The 14,727-nt window shown below is 63.7% G+C and carries 16 protein-coding genes; 9 read left to right on the top strand and 7 right to left on the bottom strand.

The features are described from left to right. Positions 1–55 precede the first annotated feature (55 nt). Positions 56–973 carry a pca operon transcription factor PcaQ gene (gene pcaQ, locus LB559_RS10320; RefSeq protein WP_224673988.1) on the top strand — a complete coding sequence of 306 codons (918 nt, stop codon included), beginning with the start codon at positions 56–58 and terminating at the stop codon, positions 971–973. 18 nt (positions 974–991) lie between these two features. On the opposite strand, the gene LB559_RS10315 is transcribed toward pcaQ, so the two are convergent. After that, positions 992–1,921, bottom strand: coding sequence for an aldose 1-epimerase (locus LB559_RS10315; RefSeq protein WP_224673987.1), 930 nt, complete (start codon positions 1,919–1,921; stop codon positions 992–994). A 109-nt stretch (positions 1,922–2,030) separates the two neighbouring features. Between LB559_RS10315 and LB559_RS10310 the strand changes: the two genes are divergently transcribed. The 8 genes from LB559_RS10310 (at position 2,031) to LB559_RS10275 (ending at position 10,240) form a co-directional block, all read left to right on the top strand. Then, on the top strand, positions 2,031–2,774 hold the full coding sequence (locus LB559_RS10310; protein WP_224673986.1) for a FadR/GntR family transcriptional regulator: 744 nt from the start codon (positions 2,031–2,033) through the stop codon (positions 2,772–2,774). Continuing rightward, a complete protein-coding gene (locus tag LB559_RS10305; RefSeq protein ID WP_224673985.1) occupies positions 2,771–4,498 on the top strand; it encodes an IlvD/Edd family dehydratase in 1,728 nt (575 codons plus the stop codon). Before LB559_RS10310 ends, LB559_RS10305 begins: the two co-directional genes overlap by 4 nt. Before the next feature lie 11 nt (positions 4,499–4,509). Continuing rightward, positions 4,510–5,286 (top strand): SDR family NAD(P)-dependent oxidoreductase, encoded by a 777-nt coding sequence (locus LB559_RS10300; RefSeq protein ID WP_263499023.1) that lies wholly within the window; start codon positions 4,510–4,512, stop codon positions 5,284–5,286. A gap of 32 nt (positions 5,287–5,318) precedes the next feature. Continuing rightward, the gene (gene araD1 / locus LB559_RS10295; RefSeq protein ID WP_224673984.1) at positions 5,319–6,317 is read left to right on the top strand and encodes an AraD1 family protein; all 999 of its coding nucleotides are present in this window, start codon (positions 5,319–5,321) and stop codon (positions 6,315–6,317) included. 52 nt (positions 6,318–6,369) lie between these two features. After that, entirely contained in the window at positions 6,370–7,395 is a 1,026-nt protein-coding gene (locus LB559_RS10290; RefSeq protein ID WP_127367184.1) for an ABC transporter substrate-binding protein, read from the top strand. A gap of 75 nt (positions 7,396–7,470) precedes the next feature. Further along, the gene (locus LB559_RS10285) at positions 7,471–8,574 is read left to right on the top strand and encodes an ABC transporter ATP-binding protein (RefSeq protein ID WP_224673983.1); all 1,104 of its coding nucleotides are present in this window, start codon (positions 7,471–7,473) and stop codon (positions 8,572–8,574) included. Further along, positions 8,571–9,443, top strand: coding sequence for an ABC transporter permease (locus LB559_RS10280; RefSeq protein ID WP_063167572.1), 873 nt, complete (start codon positions 8,571–8,573; stop codon positions 9,441–9,443). The genes LB559_RS10285 and LB559_RS10280 overlap by 4 nt, the downstream gene beginning before the upstream one ends. After that, complete coding sequence (locus LB559_RS10275; protein ID WP_224673982.1) at positions 9,440–10,240, top strand: ABC transporter permease; 801 nt, start codon at positions 9,440–9,442, stop codon at positions 10,238–10,240. Before LB559_RS10280 ends, LB559_RS10275 begins: the two co-directional genes overlap by 4 nt. Before the next feature lie 91 nt (positions 10,241–10,331). On the opposite strand, the gene LB559_RS10270 is transcribed toward LB559_RS10275, so the two are convergent. Genes LB559_RS10270 through LB559_RS10245 form a run of 6 tightly spaced genes read right to left on the bottom strand, consistent with a single transcriptional unit; the run spans position 10,332 to position 14,685 of the window. Next, positions 10,332–11,591 carry an ABC transporter substrate-binding protein gene (locus LB559_RS10270; protein WP_224673981.1) on the bottom strand — a complete coding sequence of 420 codons (1,260 nt, stop codon included), beginning with the start codon at positions 11,589–11,591 and terminating at the stop codon, positions 10,332–10,334. A gap of 48 nt (positions 11,592–11,639) precedes the next feature. Next, positions 11,640–12,068 carry a DUF4440 domain-containing protein gene (locus LB559_RS10265; protein ID WP_224673980.1) on the bottom strand — a complete coding sequence of 143 codons (429 nt, stop codon included), beginning with the start codon at positions 12,066–12,068 and terminating at the stop codon, positions 11,640–11,642. Then, positions 12,065–13,120 (bottom strand): aldo/keto reductase, encoded by a 1,056-nt coding sequence (locus LB559_RS10260; protein ID WP_224673979.1) that lies wholly within the window; start codon positions 13,118–13,120, stop codon positions 12,065–12,067. The genes LB559_RS10265 and LB559_RS10260 overlap by 4 nt, the downstream gene beginning before the upstream one ends. Further along, positions 13,117–13,470: a TIGR04076 family protein gene (locus LB559_RS10255; RefSeq protein WP_224673978.1), complete on the bottom strand. Its 354-nt coding sequence runs from the start codon at positions 13,468–13,470 to the stop codon at positions 13,117–13,119. Before LB559_RS10255 ends, LB559_RS10260 begins: the two co-directional genes overlap by 4 nt. A 1-nt stretch (position 13,471) precedes the next feature. Then, positions 13,472–13,954 (bottom strand): DUF3830 family protein, encoded by a 483-nt coding sequence (locus LB559_RS10250; protein WP_224673977.1) that lies wholly within the window; start codon positions 13,952–13,954, stop codon positions 13,472–13,474. Next, positions 13,951–14,685, bottom strand: coding sequence for a GntR family transcriptional regulator (locus LB559_RS10245; protein WP_024502532.1), 735 nt, complete (start codon positions 14,683–14,685; stop codon positions 13,951–13,953). The genes LB559_RS10250 and LB559_RS10245 overlap by 4 nt, the downstream gene beginning before the upstream one ends. Between the last annotated feature and the right edge of the window lie 42 nt (positions 14,686–14,727).

The following is a 14,727-nucleotide window of genomic DNA, read 5'->3' as shown; positions in this document are numbered from 1 at the left end:
GGTTCGGTAAAATGATATTTTTTGGCGTTTCATTAACTCAGGGGTTATCGAATCCATGTCCGAGAGCCGCATTCGGTTCCGTCACCTGCAGGCATTCCTGGAAGTTGCGCGGCAGGGGAGCGTGGCGCGAGCGGCTGACTTGCTGCATGTCAGCCCGCCGGCGGTGACCAAGACATTGCGCGAACTGGAAGAGGCGCTGGGGGTTGCGGTGGTGGAGCGCGACGGCCGCGGCATCCGACTGACGCGCATCGGCGAGATCTTCCTTCGCCACGCCGCCACGGCGATCACGGCGCTCAAGCAAGGCGTCGATTCCGTCCGCCAGGACGGAGCGGTCAACCGGCACCCGATCCGCATCGGCGCGCTGCCGACGGTGTCGGCGCGGGTGATGCCGCTTGCCATGAGCCTGTTCCTCAAAGAGAGCACCGGTGCGGCGATCAAGATCGTCACCGGCGAGAACGCGGTGCTGCTCGAACAGTTGCGCACCGGCGCGCTCGATCTCGTCGTCGGACGGTTGGCGGCGCCGGAGAACATGACCGGCTTCTTCTTCGAGCATCTCTACTCCGAACAGGTGCTGTTCGTGGTGCGGGCGCGACATCCGCTGCTTGAGCCCGGACAGGACGTGTTCGCGCGGCTCGACGAGTTCCCGGCGCTGATGCCGACACGGGAATCGGTCATCCGCCCTTTCGTCGACCGCCTGTTCATCACCAGCGGCATGACGGCGCCGGCAACCGAGATCGAAACCGTCTCGGACTCCTTCGGCCGCGCCTTCCTGCGGCAGAGCGATGCGGTTTGGATCATTTCGACAGGCGTCGTCGCCAATGAACTCGGCAGCGGCGCCTTCGTCGCCCTGCCGGTCGACACCGAGGAAACCAAAGGACCGGTCGGCCTGACGATGCGGACCGACACGGCGCCCTCGCCGGCCTTCTCCATCCTGCTGCAGACCATCCGCGAAGCGGCGAGGCAAAGCAGTTGATGCGGCTCAGACTGGCGATCAGATCTCCCGCGAAGGCGTGAAGCGAACGCTTGCGGACCTCATGTGCCCGGGCGCCAGTACGATGCAGCCGGTCTCGATGCCCGTGTCAGCCCTGCGGTTGAAGGCATCGGTGATGTTGCTGACCGGTTCGGCGCAAAAGAACGGCTCGCCGGGCGGCGTGTAGAGGACAAGGAAATCGAGTGGCGCCTCGGCCTCGATGTCCAGTTGCCGTCCATGCTCCGGCCAGGAGATCCGGGCGCGGCGCGACCATCCGGTGAAGACCGTGTCGAAGTCCGTCTCCGACACGTCGAAGCCCGTGGTCGGGTTGGAGCCTGCAGGCGGCAGGACGTGCCGGGTGGCCAGGATTTCCGCGTCGGTCTCCCACATGCCGGACACCCGCGCCTGGACATGCGTCCACGGTGTCGATGGGAAATAGGGATGCAGGCCGAGCCCGGCCGGCATCGGCGCGTCCGACAGGTTGCGCAGCGAGATGGCGGTGATCAGGCTGCCATTGACCAGCGAGATCTCTTGCCTTGCCTCATAGCTCCACGGCCAGGAATCGGCGGCATGGCGATAGGATAGGACAGTGGCGCTGGCTTCGTGCCGCACGACGGTCCATGGCCGACGCCAGCCATGGCCATGCTCATGATGTGGATCGTCCGGGCTGGTCGGCAGTTCGACGGTGCGGCCTGCGAATGCGAAGCGGCCGTGCCTTATGCGATTGGAATAGGGAACCAGCGGGAAGCAGGCCATGGCGCCGGCATCGCGGCCGTCGATCGCCGCCTGATCCGCAGGGCGCAGCCAATCCACGACGGATCCGTTTTGCCGCCAGCGATACGACGCCAGCGCGCCGCCGGCGGCCGGCGCGATCTCCACGGTCGCAATGCCGTCGCTGATCGAGATCAGCCCTTGGTGCTGCTCGGCAACGGCAGCGGAATTCTTTGTCATCGGCACTCCCCCATCCCTTGACTCCAATCGCAATGCCGATAAGACATATCATATGAATAGTATGAAGAATAACAAATCTTTCAGTATGGCGCGTACGTCGAGAGTCGCGGTGGCGGTTTCCAGCGGCTCCACCGCTCTGCATGCGACCGTCGTCGAGCAAATCGGATTGCGCATCGTTCAAGGCGATTTCCTGCCCGGCGAGGCACTGCCCAATGCCGACGATTCAAGCGAGATGCTGGGGGTCAGCCGCACGGTGCTGCGCGAGGCGATCAAGGTGTTGGCCGGCAAGGGGCTGGTCGAATCGCGGCCGAAGACCGGCACACGGGTGCGTCCCCGCTCCGACTGGAATTTCCTCGATCCGGACGTCCTGTCATGGCGCTACGCCGGCGGTGTCAGCGCCGACGATGTCCGGGCGCTGTTCGAATTGCGCAGGGCCATCGAGCCGATGTCGGCAGCGCTTGCGGCCCAGCGCGCCACGCCAGCGCAGATCGCCGAGATCAATGCAGCTCTGGTCGAAATGGAGGCGGTGGTCGACGACGGCGACCGCTTCGCCAAGCCTGACCTTTTGTTCCACCAGACCATACTGCGCATGACCGGCAATGAGCTGATCGGCTCGCTGGCGGCACTGGTCGAAACCGCATTGGTGACGAGCTTTCGTCTTTCCAACGACAATCCGGAAGGGCAGCGCCCCTCATTGCCGCTGCACCGGGAAGTCGCCGAAAAGATCGCCGCCGGCGACGCGACCGGCGCACAAAAGGCGCTGCTGGTCCTCATCGACAATGCCGAGGAGGACGTGCGCCGCAGTGTCGAAAACCGCAACAAGCGCCGCCAGAATCGGGAGCTGGCATCGTGAGCGACACCAAACGCAAACTGCGGTCCGAGGCCTGGTTCGGCGGTGAGGGCAAGAACGCCTTCATGCACCGCAGCTGGATGAAGAACCAGGGCATTCCCGCCGACGCTTTCGACGGCCGCCCGGTGATCGGCATCTGCAACACCTGGTCGGAATTGACCCCATGCAACGCGCATCTGCGGGCGCTGGCCGATCACGTGAAGCGCGGCGTCTATGAAGCCGGCGGCCTGCCGCTCGAATTTCCGGTGATGTCGCTGGGCGAGAGCAACATGCGCCCCACCGCCATGCTGTTTCGCAATCTGGTCAGCATGGATGTCGAAGAGTCCATCCGCGGCAATCCGATCGATGGCGTCATCCTGCTGGTCGGTTGCGACAAGACCACACCGGCGCTGCTGATGGGCGCCGCATCGTGCAACCTGCCGACCATCGCCGTTTCCGGCGGGCCGATGCTCAACGGCAAGTTCCGCGGACAGGATATCGGCTCGGGCACCCATGTCTGGAAATTCGCCGAGGAGGTTAAAGCCGGCCGCATGCCGGTTGCCGACTTTCTCGCCGCCGAGCAGGGCCAAAGCCGATCGGCGGGCAGCTGCATGACGATGGGCACAGCCTCGACCATGGCCAGCATGGTCGAAGCGCTCGGCATCGGCATGCCGGACAACGCCGCGATCCCGGCGGTGGATTCGCGCCGTGGCGTGCTCGCCCAGATGGCCGGACGCCAGATCGTCGATCTGGTGCGCAGGGACGTTACGATCGCGCAGATCCTCACCAGGCAAGCGTTCGAGAACGCCATTCGCGTCAACGGCGCGATCGGTGGCTCGACCAATGCGGTGCTGCATCTGATCGCCATCGCCAACCGGATCGGTGTCGATCTCAGCCTCGAAGACTGGGACCGCCTAGGTCGTGACGTTCCAACTATTGTCGATTTGATGCCGTCGGGCCGGTTCCTGATGGAAGATTTCTACTACGCCGGGGGGCTAGCTGCGGTCATGGCGTCGCTTGATGAAGTGGGGCTTCTTCATCGCGACGCCATGACCGTCAGCGCCAAGACCATCGGTGAATTGATCGACGGCGCGCCCAACTACAACAGCGAAGTGATCCGCCCAATGAGCGAGCCGCTGACCAAGGAAGGGGGCATCTCCATCCTGCGCGGCAATCTGGCGCCTGACGGCGCGGTCATCAAGCCGTCCGCGGCAACGCCCGAGCTGATGCAGCATCGCGGCAAGGCGGTGGTGTTCGAAAACATCGAGCATTACTACGCCCGCATCGACGATCCGGAGTTGGACATCGACGCCACCTCGGTGATGGTGCTGAAGAACTGCGGGCCGCGCGGTTATCCCGGAATGGCCGAGGTCGGCAACATGCCGCTGCCGGCCAAACTGCTCAAGCTAGGCATCTCCGACATGGTGCGCATTTCGGACGCGCGCATGAGCGGCACCGCCTACGGCACCGTGGTTCTGCATGTGGCGCCGGAAGCAGCCGCAGGCGGCGCGCTGGCGCTGGTGCGCGACGGCGACCTCATCGAGCTCGACGTCGCCGGCCGCCGGTTGGAACTTTTGGTGTCGGAAGAGGAGCTCGCCATCCGCCGGCGTGACTGGAAGCCGCCGGCGTCGCCGGAGGGCGGCTACCAGAGCCTTTATGTCGAGCGCGTGCTGCAGGCCGACAAAGGCTGCGATTTCGACTTTCTCGTCGGCCGGCGCGATGCCGGCATTCCTCGGCATTCGCACTAGAGAGGCGCGCGATGACGGATGAAATCGGCTACGCGATCTATCCAAGCCTCAAGGGCCGCAGCGTCTTCATAACAGGCGGCGGCAGCGGCATCGGCGAAAGCCTGGTGCGCCATTTCTGCGCCCAGGGCAGCCGCGTCGCCTTCGTCGACATGGCCGAAGAACCATCCCAACGTCTGGTCGACGCGATTGCGGCCGAGGGACATGCCGCGCCGCTGTTCATTCCCTGCGACCTGCGCAACGTCGAAGAGTTGCAGGCGGCAGCCTTGCAGGCAATGCAGCACAATGGCCCCATCCAGGCGCTGTGCAACAATGCCGGCAATGACGACCGCCACCAGACCAAGGATGTGACGGTTGCCTATTGGGACGACCGCATGGCGGTCAATCTGCGCCACCAGTTTTTCGCGGCGCAGGCAGTGCGTCCACAGATGAGCGCGCTGGGCGGCGGCTCGATCATCAATTTCGGCTCCATCACCTGGATGGTCGGCGATCCGGATTGCCCAGCCTATGTCACCGCGAAAGCGGCTGTTTACGGCATGACGCGGGCGCTGGCCCGCGAGCTTGGCCCTGAGCGCATCCGCGTCAACTGCATGGTGCCGGGCTGGGTGATGACCGAGCGCCAGATTCGCCTGTGGCTGGACCCGGCCGGCGAACGCCAGATCGCGGAAAGGCAGTGCCTGCCCGACCGGCTGCAACCCTCCGATATCGCGCGCATGGCGCTGTTCCTGGCCGCCGACGACAGCCGCATGTGCACGAGCCAGCAGTTCATCGTCGATGCGGGCTGGGTGTGATCCGTACGGTTTCAAAGGAAGAAGGTTAGTTCATGCGTCTTGTTCAGTTCAGAATGGCCGACGGCAGCAGACGGGTGGGCCGCGTCTGCGATGACGGCAATCATCTGCACCCGCTCGAAAAGACCAGCAGCGTGCTGGAACTGGCCGAAGCGGCAATTGCCCAGGGCACGTCGATCGCAGCGCTGGTCGAGAAGCGGACCGGCACGGCGAAAATCGACTACGACCAACTGTTGCGCGATGGGCAGGTGCTCGCTCCGGTCGACCATCCCGAACCGGCGCGCTTCCTGGTCACCGGCACCGGCCTCACCCACACCGGAAGTGCCGCCGCGCGCAACCAGATGCATGTTATGACCCATGGCGAAGGTGCCGACGAATCCGATTCCTTGAAAATCTTCCGCATAGGGCTGGAGGGCGGCAAGCCTGGCTCCGGCAAGATCGGGATTCAGCCAGAGTGGTTCTTCAAGGGCGTCGGCACCTGCGTTGTCCCGCCCGGCGCGCCGCTGCCGATGCCGGCATTCGCGAAAGCCGGTGCAGAGGAAGCCGAGATCGTCGGGCTTTATGTCAATGGACCCGATGGCCATCCCTATCGCATCGGCTATGCGCTCGGAAACGAATATTCCGACCACGTGACGGAGGGCGAGAACTACCTTTATCTCGCCCATTCCAAGCTGCGCTCCTGCTCGATCGGTCCGGAACTGCTGATCGGTGACCTGCCCGAAGAAGTGCGCGGCCATTCGCGCATCCTACGCGACGGCACTGTTATCTGGGAGCAGGAGTTCCTGTCGGGTGAAGCGCACATGTCGCACTCGATCGCCAATCTCGAACACTTCCATTTCCGCTACCCGATGCACCGCAGGGCGGGCGACCTGCACGCCTATTTCTTCGGCGCGGCGGTGATGAGCTACGCCTCCGGCGTCAAGACGGCTTCCGGCGACGAGTATGAGATCCAGGCACAGACGTTCGGCAAGCCACTGCGCAACCGGATGGTGTCGGTGCCGGACGAGGGACTGGTCGCTGTTACCCAGCTGTGACGGCGCAGGCCCGAAAATTACGGTCCACCAGAACGATAATGGGAGATTAAAAATGGGACTGAAGAAAGCGTTTTTAAGACTAGCGACAATCGGGCTCAGCATCGGCCTGATGACATCGGCGGCGCTCGCCGCGAACCTTCGGGTACTGGCCTGGGACGGCTACGCCGATGCCGACTGGGTCAAGGACTTCACCGCCGCGACCGGCATCGGCGTCGATGTCGTCTTCATCGGCAGCGACGACGAGATCTGGGCCAAGATCAAGGGCAGCGAGGGCCAGGACTTCGACGTCTTTGCTGTCAACACCGCCCAGTTGCAGCGCTACATCAAGGCTGACCTGGTGTCGCCGATCGACGTCACCAAGCTCGCCAACCAGAAAGACGTGCTGCCGCGCTTCCGCGACCTGACGGCGGTCAGCGGCGTCACCAAGGACGGCAAGGTCTACGGCATTCCGTTCTGCTTCGACTCCATCGGCCTGATCTACGACACCGACAAGGTCAAGCCGGCGCCGACCTCGATGTCGGTTCTGTGGGACCCGGCCTACAAGGGCAAGGTGCTGGCGTATGATAATGGCGAGCACAATTTCTCGTTCACCGCACTGACGCTCGGCTACAAGGATCCGTTCAACCTCAACGAAGAGCAGATGGCTGCAGTCAAGGCCAAGCTGGTCGAACTCAAGCGCAACGTGCTCAGCTTCTACACCACCGCCGACGAGGCGCAGCAGATCTACCAGAACAATGATGTGGCTCTGATCTGGGCCAATTACGGCCAGCAGCAGGTCAAGGCGCTGCAGAAGATCGGCGCCCATGTCGCCTACGTCAATCCGAGCGAGGGCGCGCTTGCCTGGCTCGACAACTGGGTCATCTCCAAGGGTGTCCGTGATAATGCGGCAGCCGAGAAATGGATTGATTTCATGCTGAGCAAGAAGGTCGGCGGCGAGCTTTCCGAGCGCACCGGCTTCGGCAACACGGTGACGGAAACCGGCAGCGCCGGCGGCAACGACAAGCTGGTCTGGCTCAACAATGTCGAGGACCCGCTCAAGCGTTCGGACATGTGGAACGAGGTCAAGGCAACGCCCTGATCTTTCCGCACCATGCCTTCGAAGGACCCGGCGGTCCGGAGTTCCGGACCGCCGAAGCGTATGCGAGAGTATTTCATGAACCAGAACACCGACCTCTTGACGCTGCGGTCCGTCTCGAAATCCTACGGCACGGTCCCCGTGCTGCACGACATCGACCTGTCGATCAAGGACGGTGAGTTCCTCACCGTTCTTGGACCCTCCGGCTCCGGCAAGACCACGGTGCTGCGGCTGATCGGCGGGCTGGAACCGCTGACGTCGGGCGAGATCCGCCTGGACGGGCAAGACATCAGCCGCATGCCGATCAACCGGCGGCCGTTCAACACCGTGTTTCAGGACTATGCGCTGTTCCCGCACCTGACCGTTTCCGGCAATGTCGGCTACGGGCTTGCGGTTCGCCATGTCCAGCGCAAGGAAATCGCGCGCCGAGTCGCGGAGGCGCTGGAACTGGTCCAGCTCGGGCGTTTCGCCGACCGCTTTCCGGCGCAGCTCTCCGGCGGCCAGCGCCAGCGCGTCGCACTCGCCCGTGCGCTGATCTGCCAGCCGCGCCTGATCCTGCTCGATGAGCCGCTCGCCGCACTCGACCTCGAACTGCGCCGGCAGATGCAGGTGTTCCTAAAGTCCATCCAGCGCGAAATCAGGACCACCTTCCTGTTCGTCACCCATGACCAGGAAGAAGCCATCGGCATGGCCGATCGGATCTGCGTCATGGAGGCCGGCCATATCCGCCAGCTCGGCACGCCGCACGACCTTTACTACAGACCGAATTGCGAATTCGTCGCGCGTTTCTTCGGCGAGAACAATCTGGTGGCCGGGAAACTCGGACCGGTCCAGGGCGAGCTGCGATCGATCGAGACGGCGCTCGGGCGCCTCATCTGTTCGATCAGCGACCAGCCGCATTTGAAAGCCGCAGCGGAAGGCGCCAGCGCTTACGCCGCGTTCCGTCCAGAAGCCTTGCACCTTGCGGATGCAAAGGACACCGACAACCGTTTTTCCGGCACGATCTCCGATCTGGCCTTTGCCGGCTCGTCGACCGTCGCCACCATCATGGCCGGCGCCGACAATGCCGCGCAGCGCTTGCGGCTGCGCGTGCCTAGCCGCGTCGACGGCAGCGCGCTCAAATCCGGCGAGGCTGTATCGCTTTCGTTTGCGCCGCATGAAGGCCATCTGGTGCTGGCATGAGCGAAGCCGGATCGACACTGCCTGCGGAAAGACGGCTGTCACTGCTGGTGACGGTGCTGGCGTTTGCCTTGCCGGTGGTCTTCGTCCTGGTGCCGCTGGCGATCTTCCTCGGCTACAGTTTCTTCAGCGTCGACCAGGGCACGATCGTCTACGGCTTGTCGCTGGGCAACTATGTCAGGTTCTTCACCGATCCGGTCTTTCTGCCGGTGTTCTGGAACACCATCGTGCTGTGCGTGTCGGTGGCCATCATCTGCATCCTGCTTGCCTATCCCGCCGCCTATTTCCTGACGACGCTGAAAGGCCGCTGGCGCTACGCCTTGCTGATGCTGCTGCTGGTGCCACTGCTGATGAGCTACGTCATCAAGATCTATGCGATCCGCAGCATCCTGGGCCTCAACGGCTTCCTCAACAAGGCGCTGGTGGCGCTTGGTATCCTGCAGGAACCGTCGACGCTTTTTGTGTTCAACATGAACGCCATCCTTTTGACGCTGACCCTGCTCCTGATCCCCTTCGCCATCCTGCCGATCTTCCTGTCGCTGGAGCGGATTCCGCAGGTGCTGCTGCGCGCATCCGACGATCTCGGCGCGAGCGGCTTGCAGACCTTCCTGCGCATCACCTTGCCGCTCAGCCTGCCCGGCGTCGCTTCGGCGGCGAGCTTCGTCTTCGTGCTGGCGATCGGCGATTTCCTGACGCCGCAAATGGTCGGCGGCATCAGCGGCTTCACCTTCGGCCGCATCCTCTACAGCCAGTTCGGCACGGCCTATAACTGGCCGTTCGGCGCGGCGCTGTCGGTGGCGCTGGCCGTCGTGGTGATCGCCGCAATCCTCGTCGGCGAACGCTTTGGCCGCAACCCGGGGACTTCGGTATGAGCGCCCTGCCCCGACTGTCCACGATCTTTCTGGCCGCGATCACGACACTGGTTGCGGTGCTGCTCTACAGCCCACTGTTCGTGCCGATCGTGTCGTCGTTCTTCACCATTTCGCATGGCTCCGTCGACTGGTCGTCGCCGACCCTGTCGACCTATGTGGCGCTGGCTGAAAACCACGACATATTGGCCGCTCTGCGCACGACGCTGATCGTCGGCGTCTGCACCGTCATCCTGTCGGTGGTCAGCGGAACGCTGCTGGCGCTCTATTATCATGGGCGCCGTTCCGGACGCTCGCTGCTGCAGTTCATCATCTTCCTGCCGTTCCTGATGCCGCCGATCATCAGCGGCCTGGCGCTGCTGATCTTCTTCCGCGAGATCGGCCTCGAACGCTCGCTGCTGACGGTCGTCATCGGCCATACGGTTTTCGTGCTGGCGATCGTCTACCGCACGGTGCTGACGCGGCTGCAGTCGATGAGCCGCACGCTGGTTGAAGCGTCCTACGATCTCGGTGCCACGGGCTGGCAGACCTTCTGGCGCATCATCCTGCCGAACCTGTCGAGCGCCATGGTCGGCGGCGCCATCCTGGCCTTCGCCCTGTCATTCGACGAGACCATGATCACCATCCTGGTCACTGGCACGCAAAGCACGCTGCCGGTCAGGCTGTGGGCGATGATGCGGCTTGGCTTCTCACCCGATATCAATGCGCTGGTGGCGCTGATCCTGATGTTCACCGTGCTGCTCTGCGTGCTCGCCGCCCGCTTTCTCATCCCCAGGCAAGTTGCGACGGAACGGACGTGAGTGCCAGGCAAGAGCGCCGCAATGAGGCAGCCATATTCTTGGTCCGGCATCGATGCTGACATAATCGATGCCGGACCAAACGGAATGATGCTTACTGAAGCTTGGCCTGCAAGGCGTTGACATCGTCGGTGGTCATTTCACCGTCCGTCGCTACCTTGCCGTCGACGATCTTCCACAGCCGGAACGGGCCTGTGATGTCGCCATATTTATCGAAGGCGACCGGGCCGATGACGCCTTCGTAGCGGATCGGCTTGCCGTCCTTGATCAGGCCGAGCGCCTTGGCGAACTCTTCCTTGCCAGCAAAGATCGGCGTGCCGGCCGGATCGACCGCCTTGTACATCGCGTCCTTGATCTTGGCCGGGTCCTCAGAGCCGGCAATGGCGATGGCGAGGCCAACAATCGCGCCGGCGTCATAGGAACGGTCGGCTGCCGGATTGGTCGGTTCGATGCCGGAGAATTCCTTATAGTTCTTGGTGAAATACTCCGTCGAGGCCGTCGGGCTGGTGCCGGACGACGTGCCGTAGGCTTCCTTCAGATAGTCGGCGCCGACGGATTCGATGAAGTCCGGGCTGTTCATGCCGTCATTGAGCAGGAATTTCTGCACGCCGCCCTGCGAGATCCAGGTGCGGGCGACCGTGGCGCCGTCGACCGGTGTGCTGACGAGGTAGAGACCGTCCGGTTCACCGGCCATTGCCGCGGTGACTTCGGAGGCATAGCTCGACTGCTTTTCATTGTAAGGCGTGTCGGAGACGATGGTGCCGCCGAGCGCTTTGTAGGCACGCGAGAATTCGGCCACCATGTTGACGCCGAAATCGTTGTTGACGTGGATGATCGACAGCTTCTTGAAACCCTTGTCGATGGCATATTTGGCGGCGGCGACACCCTGCAGCGCATCCGAGGTGATGGTGCGGAAGAAGATGCCGTTGGTCTTGCCGCCGCGGCCGAGCGCGGTCAGCGTCGGCGAGGACGATGCCGGGGAGACCTGGACGATCTTGGCCGGTGCCGTGACCGATGTCAGGATTGGGATCGACACCGAAGAAATGATGCCGCCGATGATCACAGGCACTTTCTTGACCTGCACAAGCTGAGTGGCGGCGTCGACCGCGATGTTGCCCTGGCTCTGGCTGTCGCGCGTGTCGGTGACGAGATCGCAGCCGCGCACCCCGCCGGCTCCGTTGATGTCGCGGAAGGCCATCTCGACCGACTTGGCGCCGGCCTGGCCGTATTCGCCAGCCGGGCCGGTCAGCTCCATGACGAGGCCGACGGTGATCTTGCAATCGGCGGCTTGCGCAGCACCCGCCATCGTGACGAGAGCGAGCGCTGTGGTGAGTTGGAGTATCGTCTTTGTCATTGTTGTTCCCCTTTCGTTACTCGACTGTATTTGAATTCTGTAGCCTGTTCAGCGTTCCGGCACCTGCAGCCAGGTTTCATGCAGATGTCGCCATTCGACGCCGTTGGGCGCCGATGAACTGGTGCTGAAGACGGCGCTCGATTGACGGCGGCTGTGCTTGCCTGCGCGCAGCTGCGCTTCGACATAGAGGACGACGATGGTATCCGCGTCCTGCCAGCCGGGCCGGATGTCCTCGATCGAAATGGCGAAACCATCGTCGCAGGAAGCACGGCTTGCGCGGACATGGTCGACGACCGCTTCGCGATCGAGGATCTGCCCGTCCGGCGCCACCATGCTGAGGTCCTTGCCCATGGCGCGTTCGAAGCGGCCGAAGTCCACCGTGTTGGCTCGCGCGGCGACGAACCAGTCGACGAAGAAGCGGTGCAGGTCGATGATTTCGGCGCTGGCGCGTGAAAACAGGGAGGGTTCGCCGCTCATTTCTTCCCCGCATTGAGGTTGTAATGCATGATCGAACCGTGGCGGCCGCGGCGGTCGCGTTCCAGCGTGTAGACGTCACCTTCGAGGCCGGTGCCTTGCGCGATGACGGCCGCAATCCGCTCCCGGTCCTCGGCGTCGAGCGCAACGTCCATGATTTTCGCATTGGCAATGGCGTGGGCCTGGTTGCGGGCGCCGACGATGACCGCCGCCACTTGCGGCTGCTCCAGCACCCAGGCGCTGGCGATGGTGGCGACGTCAACGCCGTGGCGGTCGCCAACGGCCTTCAGCGCCTGCAGCAGGTGCTGGAACAGCTCCCAGCCGCCAAAATCGTCGATGATCAGCTTGTACTTGACCAGCGAGCGGTTTTCGAGCGGCGTGGCGGGCTCGGCCGCACCGAGCCATTTGTTGCTGAGGAAGCCGCCGGCGACTGAGCCATAGCAGAGGAAGCTGACGCCGTTCTGTTTTGCGAGCGCGGCCAGGCTGCTGCCCGGGCGCTGGTCGAGCACGGAATATTGCAGTTGCTGGCTGACCAGCGGGATGCCGGCAGCGAGTATCTCGGCGAGCCTTGGCGTGTCGAAATTGGTGGTGCCGAGATTGCGCACCTTGCCCTCCAACCGAAGCTCGTTGAGCCAGCCCATGGCATCGACATAGCGCGGCTGTTCATAGTCCCACCAATGGAACTGCACGAGATCGAGCCGCTCGGTCTTCAGCCGCCGCAATGACTGGTCGACGATGCCCCTGATGTAGTCGCGGCTGATACTGGCCAGCCGTTCGAGGTCGGGCACCAGCTTGGTGTGCACCTTCATCCTGGCCGCGACGTCGAGGCCGCGCTCGCTGGCCAGCCGCAGGCGCGCGGCACCGATCAGCTCCTCGACGCCGGTGTAGATGTCGGCGCAATCATAGGTCCAGATGCCGGCATCGAAAGTGGCGATCAGATCGGCCACCGCCTGGCTGCGGTCAATGGCGCCGTGGCCGCCAGCCAGCTGCCAGCCGCCGCGAATGACGCGTGAGATGGTGTAGCCGGGGCCGAGTTCGAAGGTCTTGGCGGTCATCTCAGGTCAACCTCTTTCGGCAGCGGCACCGCCGTCGTCTCGGCGTGGCTGAACCGCCGCTTGGCGGCCCTGACGATCCGCAGCCGGCTGCCGCAATTGGGATCGGGACAAGCGATCTCGGCGTCCGAGGTCATCCAGTCGTTCGGGTGGGTTGGGCGCTGCTTGGCTGCCAGCAGCGGCAACACGGCGGCGATCGAATAGATCGAAAAACCCTGCCCTGCCGGCATCGACAGCATCTCGCCCTTGAGCTCGAAATAATCGCCTTCCTTGGCGCCGCAATAGATAGGTTTGCCCTTGGGGATGACCGCCTCGACGCGAAGGTCGAACAGCTCGAAACTGTCGTCGGCCATGTCAGGCCTCCATCAGGCTGAAGGTGATATCGCAGGCGCCGTTGCGGCGGATGACACCGCACGCGGAGGCGAACCGGTCACGCTCTTCGACGCGCACCTGCGCCACCACACTGCCGGCCAGCCAGCCTATCGGGAACAAGAGCCGCGCGCCCTGCCCGTAGTAGAGGCCAATGTCGAAGATCGCATTGGGATTGCCGCCCCACATGCGTGGCGGCACGTAGGACAGTACGATGTCGCCCGGCTGCGGGTTCAGCGTCGCGTTCTCGGCCGGCAACGGTTTTGCATAGGCCTGGCCCTCGAGGTCGGCTGATGGAACCGGACAGGAAATCTCAGGCCCCGTCCACATCGCATGGATGCCCGGAACAACGCGTGGCGTGCCGAGATAGGCCAAGAGGAAGGCAGCGTTTTCCGGCGCCTTCTCGGGCAGCAGCAATGCCGTTACGGAAAGCTGCGAGCGCGGCTCGGTGATCCTGATGGCGGTCATGTCTGGTCTTTCGCGGCGGCGGCCTGCAGCTTGCTGCGCAGGAAGGTGAAGGGTCGGCTGATGTCGGCGACCAGCGACTCGCGCGCCGCCTGCGCATCCTGCGTGGACAGCGCCGTGACGATGCGGCGGTGATATTGGGCGGTGTCGACCTCGCCGGCTTCCGAGAAGGCGTAGATGGCGACACGAATGCAGGGACCCGATTGCAGCCATAGGCTCTCGATCATCGGGATCAGCACGGCCGAACCGCAGGAGCGGTAGATCTCGAAATGAAAGCTCTGGTTGAGCGTCACTTCGCGGTCGACGTCCTTCTTGTGTTTCAAAGCCCGCATCTCGTCCCATTCGGCGAGGATGGTTTCGATGGTGGCGATCTGGCGCGGACCCATGCGGGCGGCGGCCAGCGCGATCGCCTCGCCCTCGATCAGGATGCGAGCCCGCAGGAGATCGTCGAGGCGTTCCAGCGTGATCGGCGGCACGCGCACCGAACGGTTGGGCAGCGCCTCCAGCGCCTTTTCCGTGATCAGCCGGCCGAGCGCCTCGCGCACCGGCATGGTCGAGGTGACCAAGGCGTCAGCCAGGCCACGGATGGTCAGCACCTGGCTCGGTTCGAACAGGCCGCCAATCAGGGCGCGGCGCAGCTCGGAATACACGCGGTCCTGCACGGTCTCGCGGCCGACCGGCGCAAGCTGGGCCGCGATCACCTCGTTGTTCTTTTCGATGGCAGCCTTTTGCATGGAATTCCGTTCGTGGCCGGTTTTCGGCTTGCGGAGGAAATT

Source organism: Mesorhizobium sp. BR1-1-3 (genome assembly GCF_020165455.1).
GTDB classification, from domain to species: Bacteria; Pseudomonadota; Alphaproteobacteria; order Rhizobiales; family Rhizobiaceae; genus Mesorhizobium; species Mesorhizobium ciceri.
Note: the sequence above shows the minus strand (reverse complement) of the source record. Positions and strands in the feature narration are given on the sequence as shown.

Coding starts and splice junctions, on each gene's coding strand:
- pcaQ (WP_224673988.1), top strand. CDS start 56: ATGTCCGAGAGCCGCATTCGGTTCCGTCACCTGCAGGCATTCCTGGAA.
- LB559_RS10315 (WP_224673987.1), bottom strand. CDS start 1,921: ATGACAAAGAATTCCGCTGCCGTTGCCGAGCAGCACCAAGGGCTGATC.
- LB559_RS10300 (WP_263499023.1), top strand. CDS start 4,510: ATGACGGATGAAATCGGCTACGCGATCTATCCAAGCCTCAAGGGCCGC.
- araD1 (WP_224673984.1), top strand. CDS start 5,319: ATGCGTCTTGTTCAGTTCAGAATGGCCGACGGCAGCAGACGGGTGGGC.
- LB559_RS10290 (WP_127367184.1), top strand. CDS start 6,370: ATGGGACTGAAGAAAGCGTTTTTAAGACTAGCGACAATCGGGCTCAGC.
- LB559_RS10285 (WP_224673983.1), top strand. CDS start 7,471: ATGAACCAGAACACCGACCTCTTGACGCTGCGGTCCGTCTCGAAATCC.
- LB559_RS10280 (WP_063167572.1), top strand. CDS start 8,571: ATGAGCGAAGCCGGATCGACACTGCCTGCGGAAAGACGGCTGTCACTG.
- LB559_RS10275 (WP_224673982.1), top strand. CDS start 9,440: ATGAGCGCCCTGCCCCGACTGTCCACGATCTTTCTGGCCGCGATCACG.
- LB559_RS10270 (WP_224673981.1), bottom strand. CDS start 11,591: ATGACAAAGACGATACTCCAACTCACCACAGCGCTCGCTCTCGTCACG.
- LB559_RS10265 (WP_224673980.1), bottom strand. CDS start 12,068: ATGAGCGGCGAACCCTCCCTGTTTTCACGCGCCAGCGCCGAAATCATC.
- LB559_RS10260 (WP_224673979.1), bottom strand. CDS start 13,120: ATGACCGCCAAGACCTTCGAACTCGGCCCCGGCTACACCATCTCACGC.
- LB559_RS10255 (WP_224673978.1), bottom strand. CDS start 13,470: ATGGCCGACGACAGTTTCGAGCTGTTCGACCTTCGCGTCGAGGCGGTC.
- LB559_RS10250 (WP_224673977.1), bottom strand. CDS start 13,954: ATGACCGCCATCAGGATCACCGAGCCGCGCTCGCAGCTTTCCGTAACG.
- LB559_RS10245 (WP_024502532.1), bottom strand. CDS start 14,685: ATGCAAAAGGCTGCCATCGAAAAGAACAACGAGGTGATCGCGGCCCAG.